Source organism: Marinobacter persicus (assembly GCF_900114155.1).
GTDB lineage: Bacteria > Pseudomonadota > Gammaproteobacteria > Pseudomonadales > Oleiphilaceae > Marinobacter > Marinobacter persicus.
In genome coordinates this window covers 253,591-272,423 of the sequence record NZ_FOSC01000003.1, presented here as the reverse complement: position 1 = coordinate 272,423, position 18,833 = coordinate 253,591, and the positions used below count along the sequence as shown (strand labels likewise).

Sequence of the window (18,833 nt, the reverse complement as noted above, 5' to 3'; positions counted from 1 at the left end):
ACCTCAGTACCGGACCGGTTGCCGGAAATGATGCCAGACGGGCTCTAGCCCCTCTGGCATTTTTTCTATACGCCCCAGCTCACACCAGGCGGCACCGGGGAAATGAAAATCACTGCCCTGGGACGCGAGCAAACCCTGTCGCCGCGCCAGTTCTGCAACAAAGCCCAGATCCCCACTGGACTGTCCGGACACAGACACTTCAATACCCCTGCCACCGGCGGCCATGAAATCCGCCGTCAACTGGCGAAGCTTGGTGGCCGTCATCTTGTACTTGCGCGGATGTGCCAGCACCGAAATGCCACCGGCGGATTCAATCCACTGCACCACCTCGGCCAGCTCCGGCCAGCAGGCTTTCACATCACCAGGCTTGCCCGCCCCCAGGTAACGCTTGAAGGCCATATCCATACGCGTAACCACGCCCTCATCCATCAACACCCTGGCAAAATGCGGCCGGCCGGGCACATCGCCGCCCGCGTGCTGCGTGGCCTTGCCGAGCAAGTCCTCGACTTTCAGCCTGGACAGCTTATCGGCAATCAGCCGGGCCCGCTGCCACCGGTTGTAGTTCTGCTGCTCCAACAAGGCGAGGAAATCGGGATCGGAATGGTCGAAATCCAGACCAACAATATGAATGGTATTACCGCGCCAGACACAGGACAGCTCAATGCCGTTAATCAAAGCCAGGCCTGCCGTGTCTGCCGCCGCCCGGGCAGCCGCCAACCCGTCAATGGTGTCGTGGTCGGTCAGGGCCAGGTGAGTTACCCCTTTTTCCCTGGCGCGGGCCACCAGGTCCATCGGCGTGAGGGCGCCGTCGGAGGCCGTGCTGTGGCAATGCAGGTCAATGCAGGGTTTGGACTCTTGGGTTATAGTCACTGGCATACCATTCAAATGATTGAAGGTGCCAGTGTATCAGTAGCGGCGCTGGCACCCCACCGGAAAACCCGACGAGGAACCGCAATGTACTACGCCATTATCAGTGAAGATGTACCCGACAGCCTGCGACTGCGCCAACAGGCCCGCCCGGATCACCTCGCCCGCCTGCAGGCACTGAAAGACGATGGCCGCTTGCTGGTGGCCGGCCCGCATCCGGCCATCGATACGCCCGACCCAGGCGAAGCCGGCTTTAGTGGCAGCCTGGTGATTGCGGAATTCGAGTCCCTCGAGCAGGCGCAAAAATGGGCCGACGATGATCCCTACGTGGCAGCCGGGGTATACCAGTCGGTCACCGTCAAACCCTACAAAGTGGTCCTGCCCTGAGGTGAAGCGCCAACTGCATCACACCACCGACTCCATGAGCGGATTGTAACGCTACGTTACTTGATTGCTTTACACCCTGTGACAAAATTGGCGGCAAGATTCACAGCAAACCTCATGTACCAGGATATTATCCGTGACACCGTTTCGCTTAATCGTTGCCGCCCTGCTTGTTTTCAGCTCGATGTCGGTTGCTCAGGCCCGTACCGTCTGGGTCGACGACCAGCTCTATCTGCCGCTGCGCTCTGGTGCTGGTAACCAGTACCGCATCGTGCAGAACGCCATGCCCAGCGGTACGGCACTGGAAGTACTGGAAACCAGCGGTGAGTACACACGGGTTCGCACCCCACAGGGCCGCGAGGGCTGGGTACGCAGCCAATATCTGAGCAACGAGCCAATTGCAGCCGACCTGCTTGAGGACACCAGAAATGAACTGGAAAACGCGCAGCAACGGCTCAGCGAACTGAACGAACAATTGGAACAGGTCACCGAAGAGCGGAACCGCCTGGAGAGGCAGGAAAACAACCTGTCTGGCCGTGCCGAAGAACTTCAGCAGGAGCTGACACGCATCAAGAACGTGGCCTCGGATGCCCTTAACCTTGAGCGTCGAAACGAAGAATTGTTGCAGGAGAACCAGAAGCTGAGCGACGAGCTGGAAATACTGGCCGCCGAAAACGAGCGCCTGGAAGCTGGCAGAGAATCCAATTTCATGTTGCTGGGCGCGGGGCTGGTGTTCGGAGGTGTGTTGCTGGCGCTGATTGTTCCCATGCTCAAACCCACCCGGAAAAACGACAGCTGGGCCTGATGCCATGCAAGATTATGCAGAAAAGCGGGACTTCCACCGGATGCGGGTCGATGCCCATATCCATATCACCGACAGCCAGGGCGAGACCCTGATTGGCACCTGCCGTGATTTGAGTGCCACTGGCATGCAGTTGTCGGTCAGCCGCCCGTTCAACGTCGGAGACACTCTGACAACCCGAATGGAGTCGGCGGGCGGGCAGACACCGGCACTGGAAACCGAGTGCGAAGTGGTGCGCTGTGAGCCGGCGGACGATGGCTACCTGCTCGGCATTAACATTGTTCAGGTGACACGGTAATAAAAAAGGCGGCCCGCAACGGAGCCGCCTTTTTTGTAACTGCCAGGTAATCGCCGGTTAAACCAGCGGCTTCTCGCTGACAATGATGCCGTTGTTGTCGGCGTACACATAGTGGCCCGGGTGGAAGGTCACGCCGTGGAAGGTCACCGGCACATTCAGGTCACCAATACCACGCTTGGCAGTCTTTCGGGGCACGGTGCCGAGCGCCTGTACGCCCAGATTGGTGGCACCAATCTCGTCCACATCGCGGATGCAGCCGTAGATGATCAGACCGGCCCAGCCGTTCTCGGCGGCTTTTTCCGCCAGCATGTCGCCCAGCAGCGCATTGCGTTTGGACGCACCGCCATCAACCACCATCACTCGGCCATTACCCGGCTGACCTACCTGCTCCTTGACCACGGAGTTGTCTTCGTGGCACTTCACGGTCACGATCTCGCCACCAAACTGACGGATACCGCCATAGTTGTTGAAGCCAGGCTCCACCACCTGCACTTCCGGAAACTCGTCACACAAATCCGGCGTAATAATCTTGCTCACGTTTCGCTCCTTTTGCCTGTAAGGTTTTGTGGTTAATCGGTCTTCTCGTCAGCCAGGAAGAACCAGGTATCCATGACCGAATCCGGGTTCAGAGACACAGAATCAATACCGTGCTCCATCAGCCACTTGGCCAGGTCCGGATGATCCGACGGCCCCTGGCCGCAGATGCCCACGTACTTGCCGGCGCGGTTGCACGCCTGAATGGCGTTGGCCAGCAGCTTTTTCACCGCCTCGTTACGCTCGTCAAACAGGTGCGCGATAATGCCGGAATCCCGGTCCAGGCCCAGGGTCAGCTGGGTCAGGTCGTTGGAGCCGATGGAGAAACCATCGAAGTGCTCCAGGAACTCGTCGGCCAGCAAGGCGTTGGCCGGCAGTTCACACATCATGATCACCCGCAGGCCATTCTCGCCCCGCTTGAGGCCGTTCTCCGCCAGCAGGCTCACCACCTGCTCGGCTTCGCCCACGGTGCGTACGAACGGCACCATCACCTCTACGTTGGTCAGGCCCATCTCGTCACGCACACGCTTGAGCGCGCGGCATTCCAGCTCGAAACAGTCACGGAAGGTGTCGGAGATGTAGCGGGAAGCACCACGGAAGCCGAGCATCGGGTTTTCTTCATCCGGCTCGTACAGGGTGCCGCCAATCAGATTGGCGTATTCGTTGGATTTGAAGTCAGACAGGCGCACGATCACTTTTTTCGGCGTGAAGGCGGCCGCCAGGGTGGAGATGCCCTCCACCAGCTTGTCCACGTAGAAATCCACCGGTGAGGCGTAACCGGCAATGCGCTTTTCGACTGTCTGTTTGATATCGCCCGGCAGGCCGTCGAAATTCAGCAGTGCCTTGGGATGAACACCAATCATCCGGTTGATGATGAACTCCAGCCGGGCCAGGCCCACGCCTTCGTTCGGCAGTGCCTGGAAATCAAAGGCACGGTCGGGGTTGCCTACGTTCATCATGATCTTGAACGGAAGTTCGGGCATGGAATCGACGGTGTTTTCACGCAATTCGAAGTCCAGTGCGCCTTCGTAGATCATGCCGGTGTCGCCCTCGGCACAGGACACCGTGACTTCCTGGCCATCCTTCAGCAAATCGGTGGCCTCGCCACACCCCACAACAGCCGGAATACCCAGTTCCCGGGCTATGATGGCCGCGTGACAGGTGCGACCACCACGGTCGGTGACGATGGCAGAGGCGCGCTTCATCACCGGTTCCCAGTCCGGGTCGGTCATGTCGGTGACCAGCACATCCCCCGGCTGCACCTTGTCCATCTCGCCGATGCTGTCCACCACTCGAACCGGGCCGCTGCCGATCTTGTGACCGATGCTGCGCCCTTCCACCAGCACCTTGCCGGTCTCTTTGAGCAGGTAACGCTCCATCACATTGGCGCCCACGCGGCTTTTCACGGTTTCCGGCCGTGCCTGGACGATGTAAATCTGGCCGTCATCACCGTCTTTGGCCCATTCAATGTCCATCGGGCGGTTGTAGTGCTTTTCGATGATCATCGCCTGCTTGGCCAGCTCTTCCACTTCCGCGTCAGTGATGGAGAATCGGTTGCGGTCTTCCGGCTCAACTTTGACCGTTTCGACGTACTGGCCGTGGCCCGGCTCGGAATGGTAGACCATCTTGATGGCCTTGCTGCCCAGGTTACGGCGCAGCACCGCCGGGCGGCCGGCCTCAAGTGTACCTTTATGCACGTAGAACTCGTCGGGGTTCACCGCGCCCTGCACCACGGTCTCACCCAGGCCATAGGAAGAAGTAATAAACACGGCATCGCGAAACCCGGATTCCGTATCCAGGGTAAACATCACACCGCTGGCCGCGGTTTCACTGCGTACCATTTTCTGGATACCGGCAGACAGGGCCACCAGCTTGTGGTCGAAGCCGTGGTGCACGCGGTAGGAAATGGCGCGGTCGTTGAACAGGGAGGCAAACACTTCTTTCACGGTGTGGCGTACCTGATCCAACCCCACCACATTCAGGAAAGTTTCCTGCTGGCCGGCAAAGGAGGCATCCGGCAAGTCTTCGGCCGTGGCCGAGGAACGTACCGCCACCGCCATCTGTTCGTTGCCGTCCTGCAGCTGGGCAAAGGCTTCTTTCAAGGTGTTATCAAGCACATCCGGGAACGGCGTATCCACTACCCATTGGCGAATCTGTGCACCAACGCGGGCAAGCTCGTTCACGTCATTCACGTCCAGGGCATCGAGTGCCTGGTCAATACGCTCTTTCAGACCGTCGGTTGCCAGAAATTCACGGTAGGCGTGGGCGGTGGTGGCAAAACCACCGGGCACCCGGACACCGGCATTGGCGAGATTACTGATCATTTCACCGAGAGAGGCATTTTTGCCACCAACCCGGTCAACATCATTCATGCCCAGGTGGTCAAACCAGATAATGTAATCTTCCAAAGCGTGTCTCCCTTGAATCTGAATGGCGCAGAGTCTCGAATGTGTGCGATATGATACTGTAACCCACAAAATTTACCTAGGGAGTCAAATCAAGACCCCCGGCAATTTGCCCTTACAGGACCGGATATATCCATGAAAAGAACCGCGTTTTTCATTTCCGACGGCACCGGCCTGACCGCCGAGGCCCTGGGCCACGCCCTGCTCGCCCAGTTCGAGAAGATCGAGTTTGAAAAAATCACCGTGCCCTACGTGGACAGCGAAGACAAGGCACACGACCTGGTGCGGCGCATCAACGAGGCGGCAGAACGCGACCAGGAGCGGCCGCTGGTGTTCGATACGATTGTTGACAAGGAAATCCGCAAGACCATCGACACCTCGGAAGGCTTCATGATCGATATCTTCGGCACTTTCCTGAATCCGCTGGAGCAGGAGCTGAACTCGTCGTCGTCCTATACCGTGGGCAAGTCCCACTCCATCGACAACGAGAACAGCTACGAGCGGCGCATCGAAGCGGTCAACTTCGCCCTGGACAACGACGACGGTGCCCGTACCCGTCACTACCATGACGCCGACCTGATTCTGGTGGGCGCCTCTCGCAGCGGCAAAACGCCCACCTGCCTGTACCTGGCTCTGCAATATGGAATCAAGGCCGCCAACTATCCCATCACCGAGGAGGACCTGAACGACCAGACCCTGCCAACCGCGCTGAAACCGCACCGGGAAAAGCTGTTCGGACTGACCATAGAGCCGGAGCGATTGGCCACCATCCGCAACGAGCGACGTCCCAACTCACGCTACTCCTCCCTGAAACAGTGCATGCTGGAAGTGGAGGAAATCGAGCTGATGTACAAGCGTGAGCGCATCCCCTATCTGAACACCACCGCCTACTCGGTCGAGGAGATCTCCACCCGGATCATGGTGACCACGGGTCTGAAGCGCCACCGCTAAACCGCGCCAAACGATCGGACATAAAAAAAGCGGAAGAGCCAACCTCTTCCGCTTTTTCATTGCACCTGTCGCCTGCGGACGATTACAGCTCCTGTATGCTCAGACCCAGTTGCTCGGCGGCAGACCTGTTGTCCGGATTGGTAACCACCGCCACGTTGGCATTTTCCGGCTTAAGCCAGGTGTCCGCCACACGGCGCAAGTCATCCACCGTTACCAACAAGACCCGCTCACGGAACCGTGCCCGTTGCTCCGGCGTGCGGCCAAACAGCTTGTCGTGGTAGGCATGGCGCGCGGCACCGGACGGTGAACGGGGTTTGTCCAGCCCGCCGATCACACCCAGGATAGCCTCCTCCAACTCACGCGGCTCATGCTCTTCATCCTGCAGCCATTTCAGCGACGCATCGAAATCATCCAGGGTGTCGCCCAGGCGCGGATCGCGGTAGGAGAAGAAACGGAACACACCGGTCACGCTGTCCTGCCCGGCGCCGCCGCCATAGGCACCGCCTTTTTCCCGAATGGCCCGATGCAGAAAACCGTTGCGCAAAAAGCCGCCCAGCACCGTCAGCGGTGCGGCGTCCGGGTGATCAACCGGCACCGTGGCGTAGGCCTTGGCGCAGAAATTGACCTGGGTGGAGGTCAGCCAGGCCTCCCGGTTGCTGTAATTCACCGGCGCCATCCGCCAGTTGCCTTCACCGCCGGCCGGCTCACCCTGCCAGCATTCTTTCAGCCCGGCCAGCATGGGCTGTGCCTGGGCTTCTTCGCCCACCAGCAGGAACTCCCGTTTCTGGTTGCGAACACGCTCGTGCAACGCCTGCAGCTTGCCGCAGAAGTCGTTCAGGCCGGCTTCGTCCGCCAGCGCCTTGTCCAGTTCCTTGGTGGCCTTGATCGCAGCCAGCCCGCCAATGCGGTAAGCCAGCCAGGAACCTGCACTCAGGCCCTGGGCCGCGGCACTCATGGCCAGGGCATGACCGCTGCCGGTGACCGCCTGCTCACGGCGAGTACGAATCTGGGCAATGATTTCGCGAATGCGCGCTTTTTCGTCAAAGCGCGCACCGGTGTACACATCTTTCAGCAACGTGGTCAGCTCTTTGGCGTTACGGGCCAGCGCCTTGCCACTGAAAATCAGGTAACCGGACAAGTCCTGCACATCGTCAATCCGGCCCTTGGCGGTCAACGAGGCACCAATACCGCCGGATTCAGCGGAGATGCGGTCCTGCATCTGCAGGTAGTCCAGCTCGCCGCAGCCCACTTCGGAAATCAGCGTGGCGTAGTACGGCAGCATCAACAATTCTTCTTCAGTCAGCTCCGGCAACGGCAGCACCACCTGCTGGTACACCAGGCCGTTGGTGCCGGTACTGTAGACCGTAGCGCCGGTGTCAGCGTCATACCGGCCTTCCGGTTCCGGGCGTTGCAAAGGCACGTCTTCCAGGCCGACCTTGGGCAAAATGGAATCGTCGTCCTTGCGCAGCTGGCGCTCTTCCAGAGCCTGGGCGCGCTCGACAATCTGCCGGCATTCTTCTTCAGTGAGCTGCTTCTTGCGTTCAGCCAGGGCCCGCTTCACCGCTTCCTGGCGATGACTTTCGAGCTGCTCGTCCGGGCGCAGGGTGAGCGTAACCCGGTGCGGATTATCCAGCAGCTTACGGCGCACCAGATTGCGCACGTAATCCGGATCCTTGATCTTCTCGCGCAGGGTCGCCAATACCGGCTCGATGTCCAGTACATCCACCGGATCACCGCCGTGTACCATCGGCGAGATGGCATTCATGATCAGCTGCAGGCCATAGGGGAATTGGTCACCGGCAATCTCGCGCTGGTGCAGTTCCAACTGGTGCAGAATGGCTTCCAGCCGCTCCTGGCTGACGCCCTCTTGCGCCACTTTCTCCAGAGTCGATTCCACCAGCGTCTCGAAATCGGCCCGGCATTCGGGTTCGGTGCCTTCAATACCGCAGACAAAGGTCATTTCCCGGTTGGAATCCTCCAACCCCATCATCGGCGACGGCGCATGGCCTAGGTCGGTAGTCTCCAGCGCCTGCATCAGGGGCGAGGCACTGTTCTCCAGAAGCACCGCAGACAGCAACTGCCCTTCCATGTTTTCCAGGAAGTCAAAGCTGTGACCCAGCAACCAGCCCATCACCATGTGGGTCTTCTTCTCGGTGCCTTCGCCTTCGTTAACGGCGTAACCCTGTTCCACCCGAATCGGGCTGAACAGACGCTTTTCGTCACGCACGGGCAAATCGATATCCAGCCGGTCAAAGCGTTTCAGGGCAAGTTCTTCGAACTTTTCATGGTGCTCCCGGGCCGGGATGTTGCCATAGGTGGCAAAAATGGCGTTGCTCGGGTGGTAATGGTGTTTGTAGAAATCCACCAGGTCGTTGTAGCTCAGATCGACAATGTGATCCGGCTCGCCGCCACTGTTGTAATGGTAGGTGGTGGTCGGGAAAAGGTGGCTGGACAGGTTCTGCCACAACTGCGAGGTGGGTGCGCTCATGGCGCCTTTCATTTCGTTGTAGACCACGCCGCGATACACCAGGTCACTGGACGGGTCGTCTGGCTTGTCGAATTCCAGACGATGGCCTTCCTGGGCAAAATCCAGCGGGTCCAGCTTGGAGAAAAACACTGAGTCCAGGTACACCGACAACAGATTATCGAAATCCTTGCGGTTCATGCTGGCGAATGGATAAGCAGTCCAGTCACTGCTGGTGAAGGCGTTCATGAAGGTGTTCAGCGAACGCTGAATCATCATGAAAAACGGATCGCGCACCGGATACTTTTCACTGCCACACAGTGCGGTATGCTCCAGAATGTGGGCAACCCCGGTGGAATCCATCGGGAAGGTTCGCAGGGCCACGAAGAACACATTTTCCTCGTTATCGGCCGCCAGGTGCAGATGGCGGGCACCGGTTTTTTTATGGCGGTACTCTTCAACCTCGAGGTTCAGAGTGCCTACCCGGTGACTGCGAAGTTTCTCGAAAGCCGGATGCGTTGCGGTATCTGTCGCTGCAGCCATTAAAAGATCCTGTGATTGAAAGTTTAAGAAAGACAGGGTAACACGTACTATTCATTATAATGCCCGGAACAAATAACTATGATGCCCGGAACAAAATAAACAAGGTAGCCGCCCAGCCCATGACACAAGAAAGTGCAAAAAACGACACAACCGGCAACCCCGTGGATGCCCCGCAGGTTGCCGCCTGGTGGGCCGAACGCCGCAACTATCTGGAAAAGATCCGGCAGGTGCCGGAAGTCAGGCAGCGTTATCGCAAGGAGCTGTTCTTCTATCTCATACGCCGGGCGCTGTGGTCCTACGGTTTTTTCCCGGTGATGATGGCCTTCTGGCTGCCGCTGGTGCTGGCCAGCTTCAACCCGGTGGTAATGGCCCAGGACATGATCAGCCTGCTGCAGGGCTTTATCGCCGGCAACCCGGAACAGCAGGCCAACACCATCAGCTCCCTCACCCTTGCCTGGCTGTCCATCGGTACCTTCTTCCTGGTATTCGACTTCGTCATCAGCCCTTTCCGCTCCCCCTACGAGTACGAGGCCGACGTCTACATGAAGTCCTGGGAGCAGATCCATAACATCACGGGGTCGGGTACAGGGTCTGACCCCGTACCCGACCCCATTCGCGCTCCCGGGCAATAACTTTGGTAGAATGGGAAGCACACGCATCAACCCGGGCACGCTTTTCATGGACCACCTTTTTGTCGACAACCTGACCGTCATCGATTTCGCCTACCTGCACGCCAGTCGTGGGCTGGTGGGCGAAAGCTGGATTGCCGATGTGGTACTCGGCGGCGAGCTGGACGAACAGGGCATGGTGTTCGATTTCAGTAATGTGAAGCGGACCATCAAGCGGGTCATCGACGAGCGGGTTGACCACCGCCTGGTGGTACCACGGGGTTACCTTGGCCTGAGATGGCAGGAAGACACGCCCGACACGTTCGCCTGGCACCTGACCGATGGCAGCCATATTGAACACCGCTCGCCGGACGAAGCGGTTGTCTGGCTCAATGCCGAGACCGTAGTGCCCTCGGCTGTGGCCGAATTGCTGGAAAAAGAGCTGAAGGCAGTACTGCCCGCCAACGTGACCTCGGTGGAAATCCACCTGCGCGAAGAAGAAATTGATGGCGCCTACTACCACTATGTACACGGCCTGAAAAAGCACCTGGGCAACTGCCAGCGCATTGCCCACGGGCACCGCTCCCCCATCCGCATTGATCGCAACGGTCACCGGGATTATGACCTGGAGACCCGCTGGGCCAGGCTCTGGCAGGACATTTACGTGGGCACCGAGGAAGACGTGACACGCCGGTTCGTGGGCGAAGACGGCAACCTGTACATCACCTTTGAATACGAGGCCAACCAGGGCGAGTTCGCCCTCACCCTGCCGGAGGAGCGCGTGTATATGATCGACACGGACAGCACCGTGGAATTCATCGCCGCGCACATCGCCGACAAGCTGAAAGTGGAATTCCCGCAGGACGACATTCGGGTGAAAGCATTTGAAGGCGTGGGCAAGGGCGCCATCGCCAAACGGTAGGCCATGCGTACCAAGGGCAGGCCGTACCTGGGCCCGCCCTTTTCACGACAGACTCAAATTTCAGGCACAAAAAAACCGCCCGAAGGCGGTTTTTTTGTTGGCTTCGCGGTGGACTAAACCGCTAAGCCGAATTGGCGTCCCCTAGGGGGTTCGAACCCCTGTTGCCGCCGTGAAAGGGCGGAGTCCTAGGCCACTAGACGAAGGGGACTAGAAATTGGTGGAGCCAAGCGGGATCGAACCGCTGACCTCAACACTGCCAGTGTTGCGCTCTCCCAGCTGAGCTATGGCCCCTCAACGGCTGCGTATATTAAGGATCTGCCCCCGGGGCGTCAACCGTTAATTTTCACTTTTTTCATTTTTTTTGGTCGCCCCGGGAAAACCGCTTACTCATTGATCAAATTGATGTTTAAACACCCAGCGCAGCGTATTCCTTCTCCACCCGCTTGGTTTCCTTCTTGGAAAAACCACCCAGAACCTGCAGCGCATAACGCAAACGCGAGCGGGTCATGTCCGGGCCGAGCAGTGCCATGGAGTCCATCACCGACCAGGAGTTGGGCGTACCGGCAATGGCCACAAAGATCGAGAACATGAAATCCCCCATCTTCAGGTCCATGGCCTTGGCCAGCGCCTTGATGTCGGCAAAGATGGTATCCTTGCTCCAGTGGCGCTGGGCTTCAAGCTTCCACAAAGTAAACTGCAGCACACGCCTGATCTGGGACTCGTCCAGCTTTTTGTGTTCAAAGTCCTCCGGTTTCAGGTCCAGCATGCCGCTGAACATGAACTGGGCCATGGGCGCGACATCCGAGAATACTTCTGCCCTGCCCTTGATGTGCGGCACCAGTGCCTGCAGATCGTCACGATTGAACCACCACTGGTGCATGCGCTCCATGAACTGCTCATCGCTCAACTCTTCGCGAATCCAGTGGCCGTTCAGCCAGCGCAGCTTCTCCACATCAAACACCGGCCCGCCGAGGGATACACGCTGGATGTCGAAATTCTCGATCATCTCATCCAGTGTGAACTTCTCCCGCTCATCCGGCATGGACCAGCCCATGCGACCCAGGTAGTTGGTGACCGCTTCCGGCATAAAGCCCATGCGCTCGTAAAAATTGATGCTGGTGGGGTTCTTGCGCTTGGACAGCTTGCTCTTGTCCGGGTTACGCAACAGCGGCAGGTGACACAGCTCCGGCATGTCCCAGCCAAAATACTCATACAGCAGCTTGTGCTTGGGCGCGGAGTTGATCCACTCCTCACCACGCAGCACATGGGTGATACCCATCAGGTGATCATCCACCACGTTGGCCAGGTGGTAGGTGGGCATACCGTCGGATTTCAGCAGAATCTGGCAATCCACCTGTGCCCAGTCAATCTCGATCACACCACGCAGCATATCCTGGATTTCACACACGCCCTCGTCCGGCACTTTCATGCGGATCACATAGGACTCGCCCGCCTCCAGCCGGCGTTTGACCTCGTCTTCAGGCAACTCCAGATCGCCCTTGATACCCGGGTTCTGGCCCGCGGCCTTGCGCTCTTCGCGAATGGCGTCCAGCTCTTCGGGGGTGCGGAAGCAGTAGAACGCATGCCCGGCGGTCACCAGGTCCTCAGCGTACTGGGCATACATGTGCTTGCGCTCAGACTGGCGATACGGGCCGTGGGGGCCACCCACATCGGGGCCCTCGTCCCAGTTCAGACCCAGCCAGCGCAGTGCCTTGAGAATGTCCTGCTCGGATTCCGCCGTACTGCGCACCTGATCGGTGTCTTCAATGCGCAGAATAAACTGGCCGCCATGCTGGCGCGCAAAACACAGGTTGAACAGGGCCACGTAGGCGGTACCAACGTGAGGATCGCCAGTGGGCGACGGAGCAATTCGGGTGCGTACTGTCATGAAACCATCCTGAAAATAAGTGGCCGGTTGATAAACGCGCCATTATAGCGGCCATAGCCTGATTTCGCATGATTGTGTTTTGCTCCCACCCGCCACTAATGTAATATTATAACATTCACTAAAAGCAACAGGATTCGACCATGAACATCAAAGCCACCGCCCTGGCCCTTGGCCTGGGCTCACTGGTTGCCGCAGCGCCGGCCTCGGCCGCCAACGTTGTCACTTCCATCAAGCCGCTGGAACTGCTTGTCAAAGCCGTGGCCGGCGATGAGACCAACGTCACCACCCTGGTGCCGCCAGGATCCAGCCCGCACAACTACAGCATGAAACCTTCCCAGCGCCGCGCCCTGCAAAACGCCGATGCCATTTTCTGGGTGGGGCCGGACATGGAAACCTTCCTGGAGCGCCTGCTGGCCAGCGAGGAATTTGAAGGCCGCGTGGTCGCCTTCACCAAAGCAGACAAAGACGACGAGGAAGAAGACAAACACGAAAAACACAACGAACACGGGCATGACGACCATGGCCACAACGAACACAACGAACATGCCCACGATCACGGCGAAGGGGAAGACCCGCACATCTGGGTGGACCCCGCACTGGCACTGGAAATGGCCCGTAACATTCACGCCAAACTCAGCAGCCTGGAGGAATTTGATCAGCAACAGCTGGATAGCAACCTGGCCAGTTTTGAGCAAAACCTGGAAAAACGTGAACACGCCATTGAAGAGCAACTGGCGTCGCTGGAAGACATCAGCCTGTTCTCATACCACAACGCCTTCGAGCGTTTCGCCAAGCACTACAATCTGAACCTGAAAGGCGTTCTGACCCTGAACCCGGAGCTTTCACCTGGTGCGCGGCACATTGCCGATGTTCAGAAGCAGTTGAAACAGGCCAACCAGCCCTGCCTGCTGACCGAGCCACAATTCAACCGTCAGTGGTGGCGCTCCATCACCGAAGGCCTGAACGTGACCTTCAGCACCTGGGACCCACTGGCCATGGACATCGAAAGCAACCGGGACGGTTACCTGGCTTTCCAGCAAAGCATTGCCGATGCGGTTCTCAAATGCTCACCACAACACGCTGAGCAGTAACGGAATCGACACCATGGCCAGCAAGGTTTGCCCGCTGATGATGCCCGCCATCAGTGGCGCATCCCCGCCCAGCTGGCGGGCCAGAATGTAGGCCGAGGTGGCGGTGGGCAGCGTTGCCAGCAACACCGCCACCTGCACCAGTGTCCCTTCCAGACCCAGCAACAGGGCCAGACCGGCAGTGATTACCGGAAAAGCCAACAACTTCAGGACCGAGGCCACCACAAACGGTGTGGCACTGCCCCGCAACGCGCTTAGTTGCAGGCCCGCGCCGACGGTCATCAGCCCCATGGGCAACGCCAGATTGCTCAACGGCTCCAGCACACCGGCAAGCAACGGATGGAAGCCGATTTCAAAATAGCCCCAAAGCACCCCCAACACCGAGCCAACAATCAACGGGTTGGTCACAATGGCCTTAAGCATCCTGCCGGGATCGATACGACTCTCATCCGCCACCAGCGCAAACATCACGATGCACAGAAGGTTCAGCAGCGGCACCATGATCGCCACGGCAATGGCTGTGAGTTGCAGACCTTCATCGCCCAGCAACATGCCACCGGCCGCCAGCCCCACGTACGAATTGAAACGAATTGCGCCCTGATACACCGACGAAAATACTGGCCCGCGCCAACGCCAGAACCATTGTGCGACCACCAGCACCACCGTCATCACCGCCAGCATGGAGCCGATCAACAGCGCCGTGTCGCCATAGGCCGAAGCCGGCAGGCGCGCCTGCCCCAGCTTGAACACCAGCATCGCAGGAAACAGCACGTAATAGGTGAAACGCTCGGCCCGCGGCCAGAAATCGCCACCCGGGAAATTCCACCTGCGCAGCAAATGGCCGAGTACAATCAACGCAAAAACCGGAAACAACGCCTGCACAACTACCGGCATTTCCACTCTCCCTGAAAACACAAAAAGCCGCGCCGGAGCCATCCGAACGCGGCTTTTACTTTACGAAAACCCGGCTCAGTCTTCTATGAACACCAGGCTTTCTTCGCCCGTTGCTTCTTCAAGGCGGCCGAGTGGCTGAAGCTCCAGACCCTGCTCGCGGGCTTTCGCCTCGAACGCTTCGCGGCTGCTTTGCGCCACACTCACCATCAGGCCACCGCTGGTTTGCGGGTCACAGAACACCAGCTTGTCTGCTTCGGTCATGCCCGAGATGGCATTACCAAACGCGTGGGCATTGCGATGAGTGCCGCCAGGAATGCAGCCGGCATCAATATAGGGCTGCAGATTCGGCAACACCGGCACTGCCTTGCGGCTGACGGTCGCTTTCAGCCCACTGCCACGACAAATTTCCAGCAAGTGGCCCGCCAGACCGAAACCGGTCACATCCGTCATCGCATTCACGCCGTCGATTTCGGAGAACACCTCGCCCACTTTGTTCAGGGTAGACATGCTCTTGACCGCCACGGCCAGATCTTCAGCGCTCACCTTACCCTTCTTGGACGCACTGGTGAGGATGCCCACACCGAGCGGTTTGGTGAGGTACAGCAAATCGCCAGGCTGCGCGGTGTCATTCTGGACAATGCGGTCCACCGGCACCTGGCCGGTCACCGCCAGCCCGAAAATCGGCTCCGGCGAATCAATACTGTGGCCACCGGCCAGGGCAATACCCGCCTCGGCACACACGGCCCGGCCACCATCAATCACCTGCCCGGCGATTTCCGGTGCCAGCTTGTCCACAGGCCAGCCAAGAATGGCAATGGCCATCACCGGTTTGCCGCCCATGGCATAGACATCACTGATGGCATTCGCCGCCGCAATGCGACCAAAATCAAACGGGTCATCCACCACCGGCATGAAAAAATCCGTGGTGCTGATAATGCCCAGGCCATTGCCCACATCCGCCACGGCCGCATCATCCCGGCTGGAATTGCCCACCAGCAACTTGGGGTCTTTAAATTCCGGCGCATCGGTATGCAGAATGCGGTCAAGAACATCAGGGGCAATCTTGCAACCACAGCCCGCGCCGTGGCTGAACTCGGTCAGTTTGATGGACAAGGCGTGTTCCTTCTTTTGTTGGGGAATTACTTGAACAATACGGTCAAGTTTACAGATAGGAGCAACTTGCGAGAAGCTTAAACCAATGAATGATCGTTTTGCGGTACTGGCTACTGAATAATAGCTCCCTGAGACTCAGCATTAGTCAGCATCCCACTAATACAGGAAACCCCATGACCACCCCAGGCCCCGCCACCCGTATCATCCACAACCGCCGCCACCAGGACCAGCACGGCAGCCCCTACTCACCGGTTTACAACACCACCACCTACCGGTTCGAGAACACCCAGGCGCTGCTGGATGTCATTGGCAAGCGAACCGAGGGCAACCTTTACACCCGCTGGGGCACCAATCCGACCATTCAGGAGCTGGAGCAGGGCCTGGCCGGGCTTGAAAATGCCGAAGCCGGGCTGGCATTTGCCTCCGGCATGGCCGCTATCTCCGCCACTCTTCTGGCTCATGGCCGGAAGGGCATTGTCTGCGTGGGCGATTTATACGGCGGTACCCAGGAGTTTCTGATCAACCACTGCCAGGCTCTGGGCATTTCGGTTACTTTTCTGTTCCGGGAACAGCAAAACGAACTGGCGGAACACCTGAATGCACCGGGCAAACTGGTGTATTTTGAAACCCCGGCCAACCCCAACATGCGCCTGCTGGATATCGGCAAACTGTCCGAGGTCGCCCACCAACACGGCGCGCTGGTGGCGGTGGACAACACCTTTGCCAGCCCCATCAACCAGAAACCGCTGGAGCTGGGGGCGGATCTGGCTCTGCACAGCGCCAGCAAATACCTAGGGGGGCACAGCGACATTACCGCCGGCGCGCTGATGACCAGCCAGCAACTGGCCGAACCCGTGGCTGCCTGGCGCAAGAACCTGGGCCAGCTGCTTGCCCCGGAAACCGCCGCCCTGCTCTCCCGCAGCCTGCGCACCCTGCCGGTGCGCATCCGCCAGCACAACGAAAACGCCCTGGCCGTGGCACGAGCAATGGAGAAGCATCCGAAAGTCACGAAAGTGCACTACCCGGGCCTGTCCTCGTTTGACGACCACGAACTGGCCACACAGCAAATGACCGGCTTCGGTGGCATGCTTAGCATCGACGTGACCGGCGGGCGCGAAGCCGCCGCTAATGTCGCCGACAACCTGAAAGTCTTCCTGCTGGCCACCAGCCTCGGCGGCGTGGAAAGCCTGGTCAGCCAGCCCTGCGCCACCAGCCATTACGGGCTGAGTCAGCAAGAGCGGGAACAGCGGGGTATTGGTGAGGGCATGTTGCGGTTGTCCGTGGGGTTGGAGGATGCGGAAGATATCATTGCCGATCTGCAGCAGGCTTTGGCGTAACTTGCGGGCAAAACATCTCAACCGTTGCATTATGCTATAAAGCAACTAATATGATTCATTAGATTGAAAATGAAACAGATAAGATGCCCCAGGAAACCCCGTGAGCAAAGTTCATCACCAACTGAAACAGCGGCGACAAGCGCTCGGTCTGCGTCAGCAGGATATGGAAATGCGCATTGGCATGCCGCGCCAACAATACCAGCGCCTCGAAGCCGGCGGTAACCCTCGCCTGGAAACACTCGAATTGGTCGCCAAAGGCATGAAAATGCAAGTCATGCTGGTGCCGGAGGAAAAGGTTCTTGAGGTAGAGGCCGTTATCGCGGGCAAAACGGCTGCGTCAGCCGCCAAAGAGCCAGAGGCAAACCATGTAGCTGACGATCCCTGGCGCGGGCTACTTGGGGATGATGATGACTGAAACCCCACATGCCCGCGTTTTGAAGCTAAGCCTGCACAACACCACCGTTGGCTACCTGACCGGCTTTCGGGATGGCCGCAGCATCCTTACATTCAGCCCTGAGTATCAGGCCTCAAGTGATCGCCCGACATTTAGCCTGATCACCCATCCCGCGTTTCCCAAGTCCTCCGAAGTGATGGCGTCGCCCTGGGTGCGTCGACAAAAACTGCACCCTGTTCTATCTAACCTCCTACCCGAGGGCGCCCTGAGAGAGTTTCTGGCTCAAGCTCTCAAGATACACCCGGATAACGAATTCGAACTCTTGTCCTGGCTGGGGCGAGACTTACCAGGAGCCTTGATTGCCACCCCGGTATCACCAGAGAACGTACCTGTTTATGTCCTCGAAACTGGAGGTTATGTCCTCGAAACTGGAGGCAGACCGGATGTATCTACCCCCAGGCTCCAGGCGGCCGGCAATGGCTTTTCTCTGGCGGGGGTACAAATGAAGTTCTCCATGCAGGAACTGGATGGCCGATACCAGGTTGCACAAACCGGTGAGTTGGGCGGGTGGATTATCAAAACACCGTCAACCACCCACAAACACGTGCCCATAAACGAATATACAGCCATGCGCCTGGCCGAGCTCGCCGGCATCAATATTCCAGAAATACGTTTGGTGCCGATGGCTCAAGTGGAGCAACTTCCGCAGATCAATCTTCCAAATGAAGAATACGCGTTTGCCATTAAACGATTTGACCGCATCAACGACCAACGTATTCACATGGAAGACTTTGCGCAGATTCTGACCAAGTACCCGCACGATAAATACCAGGGTGGAAACTACCAACAAATTGCCCGGGTACTCTACAGCTACAGCAATGACGGTTTGGCAGACGTTCAGCAGCTTGCAAGGCGACTGCTGGTCAACCTGTTGTTAGCCAATGGTGACGCGCACCTAAAAAACTGGAGCGTTGTTTACCCGGATAGAGTCAATCCAAGGCTGTCTCCGGCTTATGACATAGTCACCACCAGCGTTTACATGGAAAACGAACATGAATTCGCCCTGAACCTTGGGAGAGCGAAAGACTGGTACCACGCCGATATGGCCCAATTCCAGAGCTGGGCGGAGAAATCAAACATCCCGTGGCGCGCTATCCAGCCACACCTTCTGGATGTACTCGATAAAGCACGAGCTGAATGGCCAAAGGTGCTGAGAACGTTGCCAATGGCCACCAATCACAAACAGGCCCTGACCAACCACTGGCAGAGACTACACCCCGATTTCAGAATTGGCTGAAGCCCACCACTTCAGCCATTGCTATTCCCACCCCGGAGCGGTAG

Annotated in this window: 17 protein-coding genes and 2 tRNA genes; 10 read left to right on the top strand and 9 right to left on the bottom strand. The window is 58.3% G+C overall.

Annotated features, from left to right (window positions below; all coding sequences use genetic code 11):
* Positions 1-3: 3 nt before the first annotated feature.
* The gene (locus tag BMZ63_RS04920) at positions 4-870 is read right to left on the bottom strand and encodes a PHP domain-containing protein (RefSeq protein WP_091702538.1); all 867 of its coding nucleotides are present in this window, start codon (positions 868-870) and stop codon (positions 4-6) included.
* Positions 871-954: 84 nt separating this feature from the next.
* Between BMZ63_RS04920 and BMZ63_RS04915 the strand changes: the two genes are divergently transcribed.
* The 3 genes from BMZ63_RS04915 to BMZ63_RS04905 all read left to right on the top strand — a co-directional run bounded on the left by BMZ63_RS04915 (position 955) and on the right by BMZ63_RS04905 (position 2,351).
* Entirely contained in the window at positions 955-1,254 is a 300-nt protein-coding gene (locus tag BMZ63_RS04915; protein WP_091702423.1) for a YciI family protein, read from the top strand.
* A 133-nt stretch (positions 1,255-1,387) separates the two neighbouring features.
* Positions 1,388-2,056, top strand: coding sequence for a TIGR04211 family SH3 domain-containing protein (locus BMZ63_RS04910; RefSeq protein WP_091702421.1), 669 nt, complete (start codon positions 1,388-1,390; stop codon positions 2,054-2,056).
* A 4-nt stretch (positions 2,057-2,060) separates the two neighbouring features.
* On the top strand, positions 2,061-2,351 hold the full coding sequence (locus tag BMZ63_RS04905) for a PilZ domain-containing protein (RefSeq protein WP_091702418.1): 291 nt from the start codon (positions 2,061-2,063) through the stop codon (positions 2,349-2,351).
* 57 nt (positions 2,352-2,408) lie between these two features.
* On the opposite strand, the gene rraA is transcribed toward BMZ63_RS04905, so the two are convergent.
* Both rraA and ppsA read right to left on the bottom strand, forming a co-directional pair.
* Positions 2,409-2,888: a ribonuclease E activity regulator RraA gene (gene rraA, locus BMZ63_RS04900; protein ID WP_091702416.1), complete on the bottom strand. Its 480-nt coding sequence runs from the start codon at positions 2,886-2,888 to the stop codon at positions 2,409-2,411.
* Positions 2,889-2,920: 32 nt separating this feature from the next.
* Positions 2,921-5,293 (bottom strand): phosphoenolpyruvate synthase, encoded by a 2,373-nt coding sequence (gene ppsA / locus BMZ63_RS04895; protein WP_091702413.1) that lies wholly within the window; start codon positions 5,291-5,293, stop codon positions 2,921-2,923.
* 132 nt (positions 5,294-5,425) lie between these two features.
* Here ppsA and ppsR point away from each other — a divergent pair, with 132 nt between their 5' ends.
* A complete protein-coding gene (ppsR, locus tag BMZ63_RS04890) occupies positions 5,426-6,241 on the top strand; it encodes a posphoenolpyruvate synthetase regulatory kinase/phosphorylase PpsR (RefSeq protein ID WP_091702410.1) in 816 nt (271 codons plus the stop codon).
* Between the two features lie 82 nt (positions 6,242-6,323).
* Here ppsR and BMZ63_RS04885 read toward each other — a convergent pair whose 3' ends face one another.
* A complete protein-coding gene (locus BMZ63_RS04885) occupies positions 6,324-9,248 on the bottom strand; it encodes an insulinase family protein (RefSeq protein WP_091702407.1) in 2,925 nt (974 codons plus the stop codon).
* Between the two features lie 119 nt (positions 9,249-9,367).
* Here BMZ63_RS04885 and BMZ63_RS04880 point away from each other — a divergent pair, with 119 nt between their 5' ends.
* On the top strand, positions 9,368-9,880 hold the full coding sequence (locus BMZ63_RS04880; RefSeq protein WP_227663522.1) for a hypothetical protein: 513 nt from the start codon (positions 9,368-9,370) through the stop codon (positions 9,878-9,880).
* Positions 9,881-9,926: 46 nt separating this feature from the next.
* Positions 9,927-10,778 (top strand): 6-pyruvoyl trahydropterin synthase family protein, encoded by an 852-nt coding sequence (locus tag BMZ63_RS04875; protein ID WP_091702405.1) that lies wholly within the window; start codon positions 9,927-9,929, stop codon positions 10,776-10,778.
* A 132-nt stretch (positions 10,779-10,910) separates the two neighbouring features.
* On the opposite strand, the gene BMZ63_RS04870 is transcribed toward BMZ63_RS04875, so the two are convergent.
* From BMZ63_RS04870 to gltX, 3 genes are all read right to left on the bottom strand, one after another.
* Positions 10,911-10,986, bottom strand: a tRNA-Glu gene (locus tag BMZ63_RS04870).
* A 7-nt stretch (positions 10,987-10,993) separates the two neighbouring features.
* Positions 10,994-11,069, bottom strand: a tRNA-Ala gene (locus BMZ63_RS04865).
* Positions 11,070-11,184: 115 nt separating this feature from the next.
* The gene (gene gltX / locus BMZ63_RS04860) at positions 11,185-12,666 is read right to left on the bottom strand and encodes a glutamate--tRNA ligase (RefSeq protein WP_091702402.1); all 1,482 of its coding nucleotides are present in this window, start codon (positions 12,664-12,666) and stop codon (positions 11,185-11,187) included.
* 140 nt (positions 12,667-12,806) lie between these two features.
* Between gltX and BMZ63_RS04855 the strand changes: the two genes are divergently transcribed.
* Positions 12,807-13,757 (top strand): zinc ABC transporter substrate-binding protein, encoded by a 951-nt coding sequence (locus BMZ63_RS04855; RefSeq protein WP_091702400.1) that lies wholly within the window; start codon positions 12,807-12,809, stop codon positions 13,755-13,757.
* Here BMZ63_RS04855 and BMZ63_RS04850 read toward each other — a convergent pair.
* Positions 13,734-14,648 carry an AEC family transporter gene (locus BMZ63_RS04850; protein ID WP_091702398.1) on the bottom strand — a complete coding sequence of 305 codons (915 nt, stop codon included), beginning with the start codon at positions 14,646-14,648 and terminating at the stop codon, positions 13,734-13,736. The two genes, BMZ63_RS04855 and BMZ63_RS04850, sit on opposite strands and share 24 nt — an antisense overlap.
* A 75-nt stretch (positions 14,649-14,723) precedes the next feature.
* The gene (gene selD, locus BMZ63_RS04845; RefSeq protein WP_091702396.1) at positions 14,724-15,761 is read right to left on the bottom strand and encodes a selenide, water dikinase SelD; all 1,038 of its coding nucleotides are present in this window, start codon (positions 15,759-15,761) and stop codon (positions 14,724-14,726) included.
* A 173-nt stretch (positions 15,762-15,934) separates the two neighbouring features.
* On the opposite strand from selD, the gene BMZ63_RS04840 reads away from it, so the two are divergent.
* From BMZ63_RS04840 to BMZ63_RS04830, 3 genes are all read left to right on the top strand, one after another.
* The gene (locus BMZ63_RS04840) at positions 15,935-17,098 is read left to right on the top strand and encodes a trans-sulfuration enzyme family protein (RefSeq protein ID WP_091702393.1); all 1,164 of its coding nucleotides are present in this window, start codon (positions 15,935-15,937) and stop codon (positions 17,096-17,098) included.
* Positions 17,099-17,198: 100 nt separating this feature from the next.
* Complete coding sequence (locus BMZ63_RS04835) at positions 17,199-17,513, top strand: helix-turn-helix transcriptional regulator (RefSeq protein ID WP_091702390.1); 315 nt, start codon at positions 17,199-17,201, stop codon at positions 17,511-17,513.
* Positions 17,506-18,789 (top strand): type II toxin-antitoxin system HipA family toxin, encoded by a 1,284-nt coding sequence (locus tag BMZ63_RS04830; protein ID WP_091702536.1) that lies wholly within the window; start codon positions 17,506-17,508, stop codon positions 18,787-18,789. Before BMZ63_RS04835 ends, BMZ63_RS04830 begins: the two co-directional genes overlap by 8 nt.
* The last annotated feature ends 44 nt before the right edge of the window (positions 18,790-18,833 follow it).